The organism is Pedobacter folensis (genome assembly GCF_056490665.1).
Genome location: NZ_JBWJIF010000002.1, coordinates 1,214,551 through 1,229,966, shown reverse-complemented (window position 1 = coordinate 1,229,966; position 15,416 = coordinate 1,214,551). Strand labels below are relative to the sequence as shown.

General features: G+C 39.9%; 8 protein-coding genes. All 8 read right to left on the bottom strand.

What is annotated here, in order from left to right; genetic code table 11:
* Window positions 1-108 precede the first annotated feature (108 nt).
* The 8 genes from AC04QZ_RS13840 to AC04QZ_RS13805 all read right to left on the bottom strand — a co-directional run bounded on the left by AC04QZ_RS13840 (window position 109) and on the right by AC04QZ_RS13805 (window position 15,341).
* The gene (locus tag AC04QZ_RS13840) at window positions 109-1,689 is read right to left on the bottom strand and encodes a SusD/RagB family nutrient-binding outer membrane lipoprotein (RefSeq protein ID WP_478358233.1); all 1,581 of its coding nucleotides are present in this window, start codon (window positions 1,687-1,689) and stop codon (window positions 109-111) included.
* Between the two features lie 19 nt (window positions 1,690-1,708).
* A complete protein-coding gene (locus AC04QZ_RS13835) occupies window positions 1,709-4,984 on the bottom strand; it encodes a SusC/RagA family TonB-linked outer membrane protein (RefSeq protein ID WP_478358232.1) in 3,276 nt (1,091 codons plus the stop codon).
* A 187-nt stretch (window positions 4,985-5,171) separates the two neighbouring features.
* Window positions 5,172-6,239, bottom strand: a complete 1,068-nt coding sequence (locus tag AC04QZ_RS13830; RefSeq protein ID WP_478358231.1) for a FecR family protein — start codon at window positions 6,237-6,239, stop codon at window positions 5,172-5,174.
* A gap of 671 nt (window positions 6,240-6,910) precedes the next feature.
* The gene (locus tag AC04QZ_RS13825; protein ID WP_086549075.1) at window positions 6,911-7,465 is read right to left on the bottom strand and encodes an RNA polymerase sigma factor; all 555 of its coding nucleotides are present in this window, start codon (window positions 7,463-7,465) and stop codon (window positions 6,911-6,913) included.
* 113 nt (window positions 7,466-7,578) lie between these two features.
* The gene (locus tag AC04QZ_RS13820) at window positions 7,579-9,513 is read right to left on the bottom strand and encodes an alpha-amylase family glycosyl hydrolase (RefSeq protein ID WP_478358230.1); all 1,935 of its coding nucleotides are present in this window, start codon (window positions 9,511-9,513) and stop codon (window positions 7,579-7,581) included.
* Between the two features lie 143 nt (window positions 9,514-9,656).
* The gene (locus AC04QZ_RS13815; RefSeq protein WP_086549073.1) at window positions 9,657-11,033 is read right to left on the bottom strand and encodes an MFS transporter; all 1,377 of its coding nucleotides are present in this window, start codon (window positions 11,031-11,033) and stop codon (window positions 9,657-9,659) included.
* 124 nt (window positions 11,034-11,157) lie between these two features.
* Entirely contained in the window at window positions 11,158-12,840 is a 1,683-nt protein-coding gene (locus AC04QZ_RS13810) for an alpha-amylase family protein (protein WP_478358229.1), read from the bottom strand.
* A gap of 182 nt (window positions 12,841-13,022) precedes the next feature.
* Window positions 13,023-15,341: a glycoside hydrolase family 65 protein gene (locus tag AC04QZ_RS13805; RefSeq protein ID WP_478358228.1), complete on the bottom strand. Its 2,319-nt coding sequence runs from the start codon at window positions 15,339-15,341 to the stop codon at window positions 13,023-13,025.
* Between the last annotated feature and the right edge of the window lie 75 nt (window positions 15,342-15,416).

The window sequence follows — 15,416 nt, the reverse complement described above, 5'->3', positions numbered from 1 at the left end:
AGTTGATCAATATCGCAAATGGTTAGACCTAAAATACAAGCCAAAAAAAAAAGCCGACATTGCAAAATGCAATATCGGCTGGTAAAAATCGGGATGATATTAATTATTTTATTTATCCCACCAAACTTTTCCCACCAGCTTATCGCCTCCCGGAACAGCTGCTGATGCCGCTTTATAGTTTACGGCATTGGTAACCCCTTCGAAAAGTGGATAAGGAAAACGACGTGGAATTGAACCGCCTGTATTGGTGTTCGGATATACAATAGGTACCAACGCAGGGATACCTGTTCTTCTCCAGTTCGACCAGGCTTCATAAAAATCGAGCATGGTAATGGTGTGCGCCCAATATTGGGTGCCAATCATCTCTAAACCGTTGGCCGCTACATAGGGATGAGCGGTTAAATAAGCCGCAGCATCGGTTCCACTTATAGCCATTGATGCATCATATTGAGATAGATAGGTCATTGCAGAAGTTACACCAGCATTATAATGTGTAGCTGCCGAACCACCAATACCATAACGTTGTGCCGCCTCTGCCCATAGCAGTTCTGTTTCGGCATAGGTGAGGATAAAGGTGTTGCCATCTCTTTTTAGCATGCCTGGATTTGGAGAAGAATAATCTGTAAAATCAGTATAAGAAGGATCCTGACGAACATCTCTTCCTGCAATACCACTTAAATCTTTGCCATTTGGCATTCCTTTTTGTACCGCAGGATTGGTAATAAAGGCAGGGTTCTGATCCTTGGTCCCATCGGTTAAATATAACTTGGTTACCGCTACCTTACCTAAACGCGGGTCGTTATTTGTTTTTAAATAATTGATGAAGGTACTGCTCCACCTGGTGTAATAATTCTCCTGACCACCATCGCCCAATAAAACCTGTGCATTTCTGTTCTGTGTTACACGGGCACCATTGGTATCATGTTTAAATAAAGCATTATCTGCATCGCCGGTCATGGTTTTACCAACTGCTTTGTTGATGTAGGTCTGGGCCAGAGTAGCATCAGCCTTGGTTAACCTCATGGCCATACGTAACATCAAACTATTTCCAAAACGTTTCCACTTTGCAATGTCGCCGGCAAAAACAAGATCGCCTGTTACTTTATCACCACTGGCATTTAGGGCAGTACTGGCTTCATCAACCTCTTTTAACAGATCGGTATAAATGGCTTGTTGTGCATCATATTTAGGATATAAATTTGCCGTATAATAGCCTCTTCCTGCATCAAAATAAGGTATATCGCCATATAAGTCTGTTAATCGCTCAAAAATCAGGGCTTTCCAGATTCTACCCATCTGATAAACGTTATTATATTGGTTTTTTCCTTTGGTAAACTCAACCAAATCTGCAGCATATTTAACCTGATCGGGATAAGCTTTCTCCCAATAAGCGGCTGTGTAACCTTCATTAAGCATATATTTATCACCTGCCCAATAACCAATTACCGACGACATGCCCTGCATCATGGTAGAAGCATAGATTAAATTTCCCCGCCAGGTTTCGTAAGCAAAATCGATGCTTCCGGTGTAATTTAACTGGGCTGTAGATAAAAGAAAGTTCGGATTGTATTGCTCTTGTCCAACTGAGGTTGGATCTGTATTAATTTTTTCAAAGTCTTTGGTACAACCAGCTATCAGGGCTAATCCAGATAATAAAAGTGGTACGTATAATTTTATGATCGTTTTCATTTTCAATTCGTTTAAAGGATTATAACTTAACACTTAAATTTAAACCGTAGGTGCGCACCGGTGGTACTCCGCCCAGCTCCATACCCGGAATGGTTGCATTATAGCTCGACTCGGGATCGATGTTGTCTGTTTTCTTCATCAGGATGAATAAATTACGACCAACAAAACTCACATTTAAACCTTTAATCTTATTATTGAACAGTTTTCCAGGGAAATTATAGCCTAGAATAACCTGTCTGAATTTGATAAAACTGGCATCCTGAACAAACTGTTTTGACACATTATTGGCGAAAGTGCTGTAATAATTTGCTGCATTTATGCCTAAAGCATCACGGTTTTCCAGCGTAGCCTGGTGTAAACCAAAAACATAACCGTAATAATCAGTTGCAGAGAAAATTTTACCCCCCCATTTGCCATCAATCAGGAATGAAAAGTTAATCCCCTTATAGTTAAACTCGTTATTCCAACCAGCAGTCCACTTGTTATAGGCTGAGCCATAAGGTTTCAAGTCTCCTCTTTCCGGAATACCGTTGGTATCTTTTATAATATTGCCATTGGCATCATATTTATAATCGTAAGCCATTATCTGTGCAATAGCCAGTCCTTCCAGGTTTTGTAAGAAACCAACATTACTTCTGGAGGTTGCCAAAGGTTGCGAGGCGGTACCTGGTGCCAATGTAATTACCTTGTTATCGTTATATGAGCCATTTATAGTTGAGGTCCAGCTGAAATCTTTATTCTTTAAAACAATGCCTGATACCAAGGCTTCAACCCCACGGTTTTGCAACTTACCAATATTTAAAAATGCGCCGTTATAACCGGTTGTGGTTGAAGTAGGAACAGCAAGGATTTCATCTTTCGATTTTTTATTGTACCAGGTAAAATCAACACTAAGGCGATCGCCAAAAAACCTCATCTCTGTACCAACTTCCAGCTCACTGGCACTAGATGCTTTTAAAGTAGCATTCGGGATTGCAGCATTTACAATATTTCCGAGCGAGCTACCATTAATGGTTTCACTACGTAAATTATAATAAAGCTGTGTTTGGAAAGGTGTAGTTGCCTGCCCAACGTTTGCATAACCCGCCCTTAATTTACCAAAGCTTAAGAAAGAAGGTTTCCATAATTCGGTGAAAACGAATGAACCACTTATGGATGGATAAATTGTATTTAATTTATTATCTCTTCCTGGTGTTGCCAAGGTAGAAAACCAATCGTTACGTGCGCTTCCTGTTAAATATAAAATATCTTTGTAGGTTACTTCTAACGTTCCGTAAACCGATTGAGTTTCCTGATCGGTCTGATAAACAGCAACTGCTTTCCCTCCGGTATTAGCTAAATTATATACGCCAAAAATCTGAAAAGATCCGCCGGTATTGGTGGTTCCTGAACCTTTGGTACGACGATAACTTGCTCCAAAATTAGGGGTAATGGAGAAATCATCTATTTTAAAAGATTTACCAATTAATGCATCTACATTGATATCGGAGAATTTACTGATTTGTTCGGTGTAACCTCCGTCAGCATCATAAGCTGTACCAGATGGGGTAACCGCAACGTAATTATCGTTGTAAGAATCTCTACCTGCACGCGCTTGTAAAAACAATCCGTTATCAAAGGTATATTTTGCACTGATAGAGCTCAATAAACGTTCTCTTTTGGTATTGTGAATAAAATCATAAGCTGCAAACCAGGGATTGGTTGCATAGGTATTACCGGTATTGTATGAAAGCTCCGTTCCATCAGGTTTTTTACCGGGCTTTAGTGTTTCAATATTTACACTGGTTGGCAAAAATGCGGCATTATAATTGGCATTACCTGCACCATCTGAAACCATTGGTCTGTTTTTGGCCTGTTCTAAAATATAGTTGAAACGGGCATCAATCACCAGGTTCTTGATTGGATCGAAGGTACCAGAGAGGGTAAAATTTTGTCTGTTTAAACCCGAGTTAGGTACAACCGATCTATTGGTTAAATCGCTTGCCGATAAGCGCATTACTCCACCCGTAAACGATTTGTTTAAGGCCAGGGTGTTGGTAAAAGTTCCTCCGGTTCTGTAAAAATCTTCTATGTTATCCTCCTGAGCAGAATAAGGTCTGCTTACCCCGTCAAACTGAACCACATTAGAACCATCTAACCTGGCTCCCCAGCTCGAACTTCCGGTAGAAGCAGCAGCCAGTTGCGTAGCTGGTTTCTGGCCGTTTACACCTTGTCCGTATATATATTGCCAGTTGGTTCTATCCATCACCTGCTCGGCAACATAATTACTGCTAAACTCAATATTGTTCCCTTTTCCACTTTTGGTGGTAATCAAAATTACACCTGCTTTGGCCCTATTACCATAAAGTGCAGAAGCTGCAGCGCCCTTCAATACCGAAATACTTTCAATATCATCAGGATTTAAGTTGCTAATCGCATCACCTAAATCCGGTGCATTATCGTATTGCCCTCCATTATTACCAATGCCAATGGTGCTTCCAAAACCAACCGGTGCACTTTCCATAGGAATACCGTTTACCACATACAATGGCTGACTTGATGGGCCTAAACTGGAAACACCACGGATAGTCACATTGGTAGCTGCTCCCGCACCTCCAGAAGTACCGGCGATATCCAAACCTGCTACTTTACCCACCAAAGAGTTGGTAATGTTATTTTCACGGGCCTGTGTTAAGGTTTCACCACCAATCTGTGTTACCGAATAACCCAGGGCTCTTCTTTCTTTTTTGATGCCTAAAGCCGTAACCACCACATCAGTAAGTTGTTTGGTATCTTCAGATAGTACAACATCGATATTGGTTTGTGAACCGATAGCAATTTCCCTGGTTTGAAAACCAGCATAAGAAATAACCAGCGTAGCATTTTCAGGAGCATTTAAAGCAAATTTACCGTTTACATCGGTAGAAGTACCAATACCTGTTCCTTTAACCCTAACACTGGCGCCAGGTAAAGCACCTCCAAGTGCATCTTTAACCGTTCCCGAAATCGGGACTTCTTTATTTTTGCTAATGACAATCAAGCCACCATCAGAAACAGAATATTTCAGGTTCGTTCTGTTTAAAATGGCAGCCAATACATCAGTAACCAAAGTATTGGTTACAGTAATGCTTACATCCTTATTTACCGGAACGTAAGAAGAGCTGTAAACAAAATGGTAACTGCTTTGCTGCTCAATAATCTGTAATACCCTGGCTAGCTTTGTTTTCTTAACATCTAAAGAAATTTTTTCCTGAGAAAAAACCGATGCCGAAACATTAAGACAGGTAATGAAAACCATAATACAGGCTAGTTTCATTAGCATAATGAATTTTAGAAGCGCTTTATATTTTGGGCGCTCTTGCAGTAAGTAATAATAAATCATATTTTTGTTTTTTTGGTTGCATAAAGTTCTTGGCAGCAATCTGTTTGCGCATAAACTGCCATTAATTAATCAAAAGAGAAATTGTTAAGGGCGGTGCTCCAACACCGTCCTTTTTATCTTCCTATTTCGAGATGGTTACCTGTTTTCCTTTTATCTCATATTTAAAATTATTTTCAGTTGCTTTTAAGGCGTGTAAAACTTCTTCAATACTTTCGTTGGTGATGGTTGCCGTAAAACGGTATTTTTCTATTGAAGGATCTGTAAACTTAATTTCTACGTTATACCATTTTTCTAAAACATTCTTAATCTCATCAAAATCCTGATCGTATATTTCGATCCGGTTCTGCGTCCATGCGGTTTCTACAATGGTGCTATCTTTAATCTTTGTGTAATGATTGATGGTAATTTCGGGCTGTAAGGCTGTAGGCTTAAGCAATTTACTTTTTTGTTGCGGCGCAACATTCTTGTAAAAAGTAACTTTCTGACTTGGTTTTAAAGTAATGGTTCCGCCATTTCCATTTATCGCCTCCATGTTAATTAGGCCACGAATTAAAGTGGCTTCTGACGTTGTTTCATCAGGATAAGCTTTCACATTAAAAGCAGTACCCAGTACATTGATGTTAAAATCGCTTGTATGTACTTTAAAAGGTTTATTTTTATCATGGGCTACATCAAAAAAAGCCTCGCCTGTTAAGGTCACCTCTCTGCACTGATCGTTAAAACCTTTGGTAACAGATAAGGAACTTTTTGCGTTTAAGAGTACCGATGTTCCATCCTGAAGCTTAATTTTTTTACGTTCACCACTTTTTGTAGTAAAAGTATAAACCTCCTGCACCACGTTTTTGGTATTGCTGTTATTAAAGTAGTTATTGTAAACCAAAACCGAGCCCAGCACCAAAACCAATGCGGCTGCAATTTTAAGCCATAAATAACGGTTCAGTTTAACTACCTTTTCTTCAGGAAACATACTTTCCTTCAAACTTTCCGTTTGTTTATTAAGGGGGCGTTTATTGCCGCTCAATATCACATAAAGTTTTTTTGCCTCTGCAATTACTGCAGCCTGCTCGGGGTGGGCATTAATGTACTTCTCCCAATATCCAATGCAAAGCTTGTCGGTTCCAGCGCAATATTGCTGAAAAGTGCTATCGACAAGAAAATCTTCTGCATTGAATTTACTTCTATCAACCATTCTAATTTGCCTTTTATATATCAGTGCCCAAAAGCTTTACTTTTTCCTAAGGAAATTTTAACTTTTTTTTAACACAGCCGAATATATGCGCTGATAGCAGATTAAATGAAGAAATTTAATTTGCAGGAATGCAGCTTTAGAAACACAAAGGAGTTGATCCGCTCAAGGTTTAAGTAGTTTTTATGTTTTTCTGGAAAGCAATTGCACGGGAGCAGGACAATTAAGCCGCCAAGTAGCACCAGCCCGTTGTTCCTAAACCCCTGCCTGCAGCAGGCAAGCGGTAGAAACGGAAATCTTTTTTATTGCTTACAACTATATTTACCTATAATGCTTATTTGCAATAAAAAGATTGGAGTGCATAACGGGGCTACAGCACCCACGGAGACAGGGATGTTTGTTTTCAAAATATAAAAACCACTATCTCAAACTGGCAGACTGTGAGAATAGAAAGACTTCAGAAATTTAAGTTATTAATTTTTTGGGCGTTTTAACACGCTATCCGCTGTATCTTTTGGCTTTCCTTCAACTGGCTCAGGATCACCAAAAGGATGCCGCTCCTATCGTTAACGCAGATTTTCTGCCCAAATCAGAAGTTTATAAAGGAATTGAACTAACTGCAAAAGATCTCTCTATTCCGCTGCGCGGCAATCGAGATGACGAAATGCGGAGATTTACGCATTAAATTCTTTTCTCAGGATTTTAAGCGCATCGTAAATGGTATTGTAGGCTGTTTTTATTGTCTGGTTGCTTTGCTCGGCGATCTGCTCGTAACTTAATCCATCAAAAAACTTCAAATGGATGAGCTGTTTTTGGCGAAAAGTCAGTTTTTCGAGGGCATTTTTGAGCTGATGTTGCACCAGTTCATCGCTTTGTACTTTAACAATAAACTCTTCGTAACTCATTTCCATCCACTCACCATCGGCGCCAGCGTTAAAAAGTGCATCGTTAATTTTGCGCTTCCTTTCTAAAATCCTAAGCAGTTTACGTTTAAGGAAGGTACGCAGATAAGCTTCAACATGATCAACACGGCTTAGGCTTTCGTGTTTCTCCCAAATGGTGGTAAATACAAGGTCGGTAGCTTCACTGGAAGTATCTGCATCGGCACAAACCCTGATCCCGAAATTTACAAGCGGGTAATAAAGTGCCGCATAGAGATCAAAAAACGCATCTTTATCGCCAACCCGTAATCGTTCCCATAATAAGTGATGCGCTAATTTGTTATCCATTAAAATTGTTAGTTGTTATCACAATATTAACTAAAAACAACAAGATTATTACGTACAGATTTCGATCAATTAAAAAAACCTATCAGGTTTCGAAAACCTGATAGGTTTGAATATTATTTTAAAGCCGTTTTACTGAAAATATGATATTCACCCGGAGCCAAAGTTCTGTTATAGCTAGTTGATGAAAGGTTAATACTGCTTCCAACCGCATCGACCCAAATGCCCGATGAACCAAAATCAATATTGGCCGTCTGGCTTACCACATCAAAATTTCCAACCACCACTACCGTATTTGCACCCTCTATTAGTTTAATATACTTGATTCCACCAGCCAGGTTATAACTTGAGTTTGTTGAATTAAAAATGCTGTTATTCTTTTTCAACCTGATCAATTTAGCATAGGCATCGTACAAAGCTTTACGGTTCGGATCGGTATAATAATCCCATTTAATTGGTTTTTCACCTGTTCTTCCATTAAAATCGATGCTGATATCATAACCCAATTCACCAAACTGCCAGATCATTTTTGGTCCGGGGATACTAAACAGAAAAGCAGCTACCAGTTCTTCTCTTTTTAACGAAGTAGCCAAGTTTCCTTTAATTACATAACTGCCCGAAGCATTACCATAGCTGATGTTTTTAAAATTCAACCGCTCTTCGTCGTGACTCTCACCATACCCAACCAAATTTTCAGACTTGGTAAAACCATGATTGGCATAAAAACCCCATTGAAAATTAGAGCCATCTAACCAGCCCATTGTGGCCTCGTTCATGTTGTAATTCATGTTGTTCCACAGCATCATTCCGTCATCGGCCAATACCTTTTCTTCTGATTCTTCAGCGAAATGCTCTAAAATCACGTAGAAATTCGGATCAATACTTTTGATATAGCCATTATAGTCTTTCCAGGTCGCAATCCGGCCAGCATCATATAACCTAAACTGTGCGTCATCAGTTGATTGCTTTTGTGTAAATCCTTTAGACAGATCGAAACGAAAACCATCAATTTTATATTGCTGCATCCAAAACTTCATCACATCTTTCGAGAATTTTTTAGTCGCCAAATGCTCGTGGTTAAAATCATAACCTACATTAAATGGATGTTTAGCATCAATATTAAACCACGGACTATTTTCAGTAGGTTTTGAGCCATCGAAATACAATTGCACCATAGGCGATTGCCCAAAGGAATGATTCAATACCATGTCCATAATTACAGCAATGCCACGGCCATGGCATTCATCGATAAAGTTTTGCAAGGCCGTTTTGGTACCGTAATATTTATCAGGTGCAAAATAAAATGACGGATTATAACCCCAGCTTAAATTACCTTCAAATTCGTTTACCGGCATCAGCTCTATGGCATTGATTCCCAAAGCGGTTAAATAATCGAGTTTGGCTAAGGTTGAGGTATAATTATGCTCGGTGGTAAAATCGCGGATGAGCAATTCGTAAATGACCAGGTTATCTTTAGCGGGACGGACAAAACTGGTATTTTTCCATGTGTAAGTCGGCTGATTGGCCTGCATGACACTTACAATGCCGGTAGTTTTACCTGTTGGATAGGCTTTTAAATTTGGATAAGTCGCGGCAGTAATGTATTGATCATTGTCTGGATCGAGTATTTTCTCACAATAAGGATCGGCAACCTTTAAGTTACCATCTACATAAAACTGGTAGGCATATTCTGTATTCGGGTTTAATTGATCTACCTGAACCCACCAATAATTGCCATCAGGTGTATTTTTCATTGGTGCTGTTGCTGCAGACCAATCGTTAAATTCGCCAATGAGGGAAACTGATTTTTTGCCCGGTGCATATAGGGTTACAATAGCCGATGTTCCATTGTTGATAAATACCACCCCATCTTTGGCCCCCGCTGGTAAAGCTGCTGTTTGGTTTGTTGGCGTAGGATCCAAACCGCTATCTGTTAATGTTTTTTTACAGGCGGTGTTAAACGCTGATACCAATAACAATATATAGACTATCTTTTTTGCTTTTTTTGTTTCGTGCAGACACGAACCAAGACGGTAAATTATTTTTTTCATTTGGTTAGGGGTTTTATGATTTCCAGGCACAGTTTATCTCCTCGGCCTGTGCCCTCACAGACCGAAATACCCGCTAATGGTTTGTGAGGACACAAACCACGGACATCAATCAAATGGTCTGTGGAGCACAGACCATGGAATATCTATACTGATCTGTTTTCTTCTACTCCAAGTTTGGCAGCTAAAACTTCATCCGTTTTTTTGGGTTCACGGATAAATACATAACAGATTACAGCGGCCAAAATCATTAAGCCACCACCCAGTTGAACCGCCAAAAGCCTATCGTTATTGAGTACGTTACGCATTAACCAGCCAAAACCAAGCGAAGCAATAATTTCGGGCAGTACAATAAAAAAGTTAAAAATACCCATGTAGATCCCGATTTTATCTTTAGGTAAAGAACCGCTTAACATGGCGTAAGGCATAGAAAGGATACTGGCCCAGGCAATACCAACCCCTGTCATACAGAGATACAGCATATTTTTATCATGTACCCAGGCCACACTGATTAAACCAATTGCCCCACAAATTAAGCATAAAGCATGTGTGGTTTTTCTGCCTAGCGCATCTGCAATTTTTGGCAATACCAAAGCAAACAGAAAAGTAATTACGCTATAATAAGCGAGGGTTAAACTGCCAAAATCGGCACCTTGTGCGTAAACCGGGTCGGCAGCATCTTTCCCACCAAAAACGTTCACGGCAACAGCTGTGGTATAATAAAACCACATTAAAAACAAACCTGGCCAGGTAAAAAACTGAACCAAAGAAACAATCTGCATTCTTTTTGGCATGTTCCTTAAGGCATGAAAAATTTCCCTTGCACCACCACCAAAACCTTTATTGCTTTCTTTTACTTTTTCTTTAAAATCTACATCTTGCGGAGGATATTCTTTGGTGGTAAAAACCGTCCACAATACGGCAGCAAAGAAGAAAAAAGCGCCTATATAAAAAGAGAACTTTACATTTTCAGGAATACTTCCCTGTTCGGCGGTATTGGTTAAGTGAAATACATTGTTCATAATCCATGGTAAGGCCGAAGCTACACTCCCACCCAAACCGATCATCATACTTTGCATAATGAAACCCCGATTCACCTGACTATCGGGTAATTTATCGGTCACAAATGCACGGAAAGGTTCCATCGCAATGTTCCCAAAAACATCCAGGATCCAAAGCAAACCAGCTGCCATCCACAGCACACTGCTATGCGGCATAAAAATTAAAGCAATGCTGCTCACAATGGCCCCAATCATAAAATAAGGTCTTCTTCTACCCCATTTTGGATGCCAGGTACGATCGCTCAGGTAACCAATAATCGGCTGTACCAATAATCCGGTTAAGGGCGCAGCCAAAAACAATAAAGGAACCTGATCGGGATTGGCACCCAGGTTTTCGTAAATACGGCCCATGTTTGCACGCTGTAAGTCCCAACCGAACTGAATCCCAAAAAAACCAACACTCATGTTGATGATTTGTACAAGTGTTAATTTTGGGTTCTCGAATATTGTTTTTAAGCTCATTTTGTTTAGTTTAAGCGCTTAGCGCTAGGCGCATGGCGTCCTATTCGGTTAATAAATAATTTATATATTTCATCTACACCATTCTTTATCGCCAAACGCGTGACGCTTAACGCATGGCAATTGGTTAAAATTCAATCACCTGCGCACTAACGGTTGCAAGGCTTACGGGTATGCTTGTTCCGGCCGGGATATTTAATTTTCTGTCGGTTAACAAATCTGTAACCGGAGATGAATGTTTAACTTTTAAAATCTGATCAGGGATTTCGATATTAGCGGTTAAGGTTTGTGTCCGATCAAAATTGGCCACTACCAATAAACGTTGTTTACCTGAGTAACGGATAAAAGCATACATGCGATTATTCATATTACCAGTAACGGGCACCTCATAAATTTCACCATTCATTACGGCATCGCTCGATGAAGTAACTTTTAATAACTGTTGATAATAAGCGCGTAATTTCTGCTCGTTTTCAGTTAATTTTTTACCATCAAAGGCGCCGTTATTCATCCATTTCTGGTGGCTTGGAATACCCCAATAATCAAAAATAGTGGTTCGGTTATCATCTCCGCCAAATCCCTCTTGTCCTTTTCCGGGCTCACCCACCTCTTGCCCGAAATAAAGCATCACCGGACCAGCACCTAATGTTGCCGAAACAACCATTGCAGGTAAAGCCAGCTCGGCCTTGCCTGCAAATCCTGCTGATGCAATACGTTCTTCATCGTGGTTTTCTAAAAAGCGCAACATATGTTTGCCAAAACCGGCACTCTCTACCTGCCACACGTGTTTAATCGCCGCTACATCTGCAGTTGGTTCATTTCTGATCAGTTTTTTAAGTCCATCGTATAAACCCACTTTATCATAGAGGTAATCGAATTTGCCTTCATCCAAATATTGTTTGTAAACTTTAGGATTGTAGGCTTCTCCCAGAAAAATCAAATCAGGATTAACTTTTTTCACTTGTGGAATTACCCAGTTCCAAAACGCAATAGGCACCATTTCGGCCATATCACATCTAAAACCATCCACCCCTTTATTGGTCCAGTAGGTTAAGATATCGCGCATTTTTAGCCAAACCGGAGGAATGGGATTGAAGTATTGTTTTTCGCCATTCTGATAATCTACCCCATAATTCAATTTAATGGTTTCGTACCAATCGTCATATTTAGGTTGTGGTGAAAATACATTGTTACCGGTAGCTTTTGCCGGATTCTCATTAAACTTACCGTCCTGCAAAACCGAAAGTGGTGTTTGTGTTGTCCCACCAGTTGGCGCTGCAAAAGGCTGACCAGGGTTATAATAAAAATCGTTGCTGGCGCTAAAAGCTTTGGTTACATCATCCTCGGCGCCAAAATCAACTACATCTTTTGGTTTTGCGTAAGAATGGTAACTTCTGGCTACGTGATTGGGAACAAAATCGATCAGCACTTTTAAGTTTTTAGCATGTGTTCTTTTCACCAGTGCTTCAAACTCCTTCATTCTGTTTTTAACATCAACAGCCAGATCGGGATCCACATCATAATAATCGCGGATGGCATAAGGAGATCCCGCTCTACCCTTTACCACATCGGCGTCATCAGGTTTAATTCCATAGGCCGAATAATCGGTTAAACTTGCATGGGCCAATGCGCCGGTATACCACACATAGTTTACATGGAGCTCTTTTATACCGTCTAAAGCTTTATCGGTAATATCGTTAAACTTACCAGAACCATTTTGTTCAATGGTTCCGTAAGGGGTATTGGTTGTATTTTTATTCCCAAATAAACGGGGCAATAACTGGTAAATAACGATCTGCTTATCGTTCATTTTTGTAGACTGTTTTTGTGCAAAGGATGATAGTGAAAGAATTGCAAAGGTAAGGGAAAGCGATATAATCATCCCCCTACCCCCTCTAGAGGGGGACAAATAAAACGCGGGACTGTTATTTCGTTTAGTTAAACCGAGTGATTTTAACCCTCTACCTTCAACCTTTAAACCCTCTACCTTTCTCATACCAATTCTGCGTTATTCACTTCAATTTCGGTATTTCCGGCCAATTTATAAAGCTGGTTTCTGATGCCGATTTCTAAATCAACCGCTGCATTGTTTTTGATGCTGATGCCGCTCTCGGTAATATTAATCTTTAAGGTAGCGCCTCTGAAACCAATGGTAAACGAAAAAGATTTCCATTTGCCCGGCAAGAAAGGATTAAACTGCAGTTTACCTTCTCGCACACGCATACCTGCAAAACCTTCTACCACACTCATCCAGGTTCCCGCCATCGAAGTGATGTGCAAACCATCTTCGGTATCGTTGTTATAATCATCCAGATCTAAACGGGCAGTACGCAGATAAAATTCGTAGGCGCGTGCTTCGTCATTTAATTTTGCCGCTAAAATACTGTGCACACAAGGCGATAATGAGCTTTCGTGTACGGTACGCGGTTCATAAAAATCGAAATTGCGTTTTAAAGTATCCAGATCGTAGTCTTCTTCAAAGAAATATAATCCCTGTAAAACATCAGCCTGTTTAATGAAACAAGAACGTAAAATCCTGTCCCAGCTCCACTTCTGGTTAATCGGACGTTCGCTCGCCGGCAAATCTTTAACTAAAGTTTGTGCTTTATCGAGATAGCCATCCTGTTGTAAGAAAATACCCAATTTTTCATCCTGCGGATAATACATCTTTTCGATAATATCGGCCCAATCGGCAAATTCCTTTTGATCGAAATTTAAGCTTTTTAATAAACTGTTATATTTTTCTGGCTGCTGCGTTTTCACGATTTCGGCAGCTTCGGTTGCATATTTCATACACCAGGTAGCCAAAATATTGGTGTACCAGTTGTTGTTTACATTGTTCTCGTATTCGTTTGGACCAGTTACGCCAAGCATTACATATTGTTGTTTATCGTTGCTCCAGTTAACACGTTGTTTCCAGAAACGCGCAATACCGATCAATACTTCCAAACCAAAATCAGAAAGATAACTTTCATCGCCTGTATAGCGGATATAATTGAAAATGGCAAAAGCGATGGCCCCATTCCGGTGGATTTCTTCGAATGTAATTTCCCACTCGTTATGGCATTCTTCACCATTCATCGTCACCATTGGATACAATGCAGCACCATCTTTAAAGCCTAATTTTGCTGCATTTTCTATTGCCTTGCCCAATTGTTTATGGCGATAAACCAACAGGTTTTTGCTTACTTCCTGTGGGGCTGTTGCCAGGTAAAAAGGCACACAATAGGCTTCTGTATCCCAATAGGTAGAGCCCCCATATTTTTCGCCAGTAAAACCTTTCGGACCGATGTTCAAGCGGTCATCTTTACCAGTGTAGGTTTGAAAAAGCTGAAAAATATTGAAACGAATGGCTTGTTGGGCTGAAACATCACCTTCGATAATGATATCACTTTCTTCCCACTTGCTTGCCCAGGCTTCAGTTTGTTCTTTTAATAAAGTATCAAAACCTTTGGCAGATGCTTTGGCAATTATCGATTTTGTTTCTTTTAGAAGTGATTCTTTTGGATAATTTTCTGAAGATAAATTCGCCGCAATTTTGACCAAAGTGATCTCTTCGTTTGCTTTTACCTCAAGAGAAAAAGTTTGTCCCACAAATTTCTCTTTGCGAACCGCCTCTGGATTAATCGCTAATTTCTCTGCATTTTTATACAGTTCGATATTACTCCCGGTACAAACCTCAAATTCAGTTTTCTTGGTTCTTAGCTTGATGTAGGCTTCTGTTCCGGCGATTTCGTCTGCAACTTTATCCCAGAATTTTTCGTCGTAGTTACTGTCCTGATTTTTAACATCGCCATCAATAAAAGGCATTAATGTTAATCTGCCATCGAAATTTAACGGCGTAATGCTATAACGGATGGCACCCACTTCATCATCAGCGATGCTGCAAAAACGGGTTGATTTAACTTTTAAGGTTTTACCGCTTTTTAATTTTGCTGTGAAAGTACGCTCCAGGTATCCGGCATGCATGTTCAATATGCGTTTAAAATCGCTTACCTCAGCTGTTGCCAGATCAAGGATTTCATTATCTAGTTTTACTTCAATACCTACCCAGTTTGCTGCGTTTAATACTTTTGCAAAATATTCCGGATACCCGTTTTTCCACCAGCCCACTCGGGTTTTATCTGGATAATAAACGCCTGCAACATAATTTCCAGGTAAGGTTTCTCCGGTGTAAGTTTCTTCAAAATTGGCGCGCTGGCCCATACGGCCATTACCTAAGCTGAAAATACTTTCGGAAATTTTATTTAAATGTGGATCAAAGCCTTCTTCGATAATATTCCACTCATCTGCTTTAATGTAATTTTTCATAATCTTATGCTTTCGTCATTGCGAGAAGGCTTTTTCAGCCGCCGAAGCAATCTTTGTATAAAATTCTTCTCATGG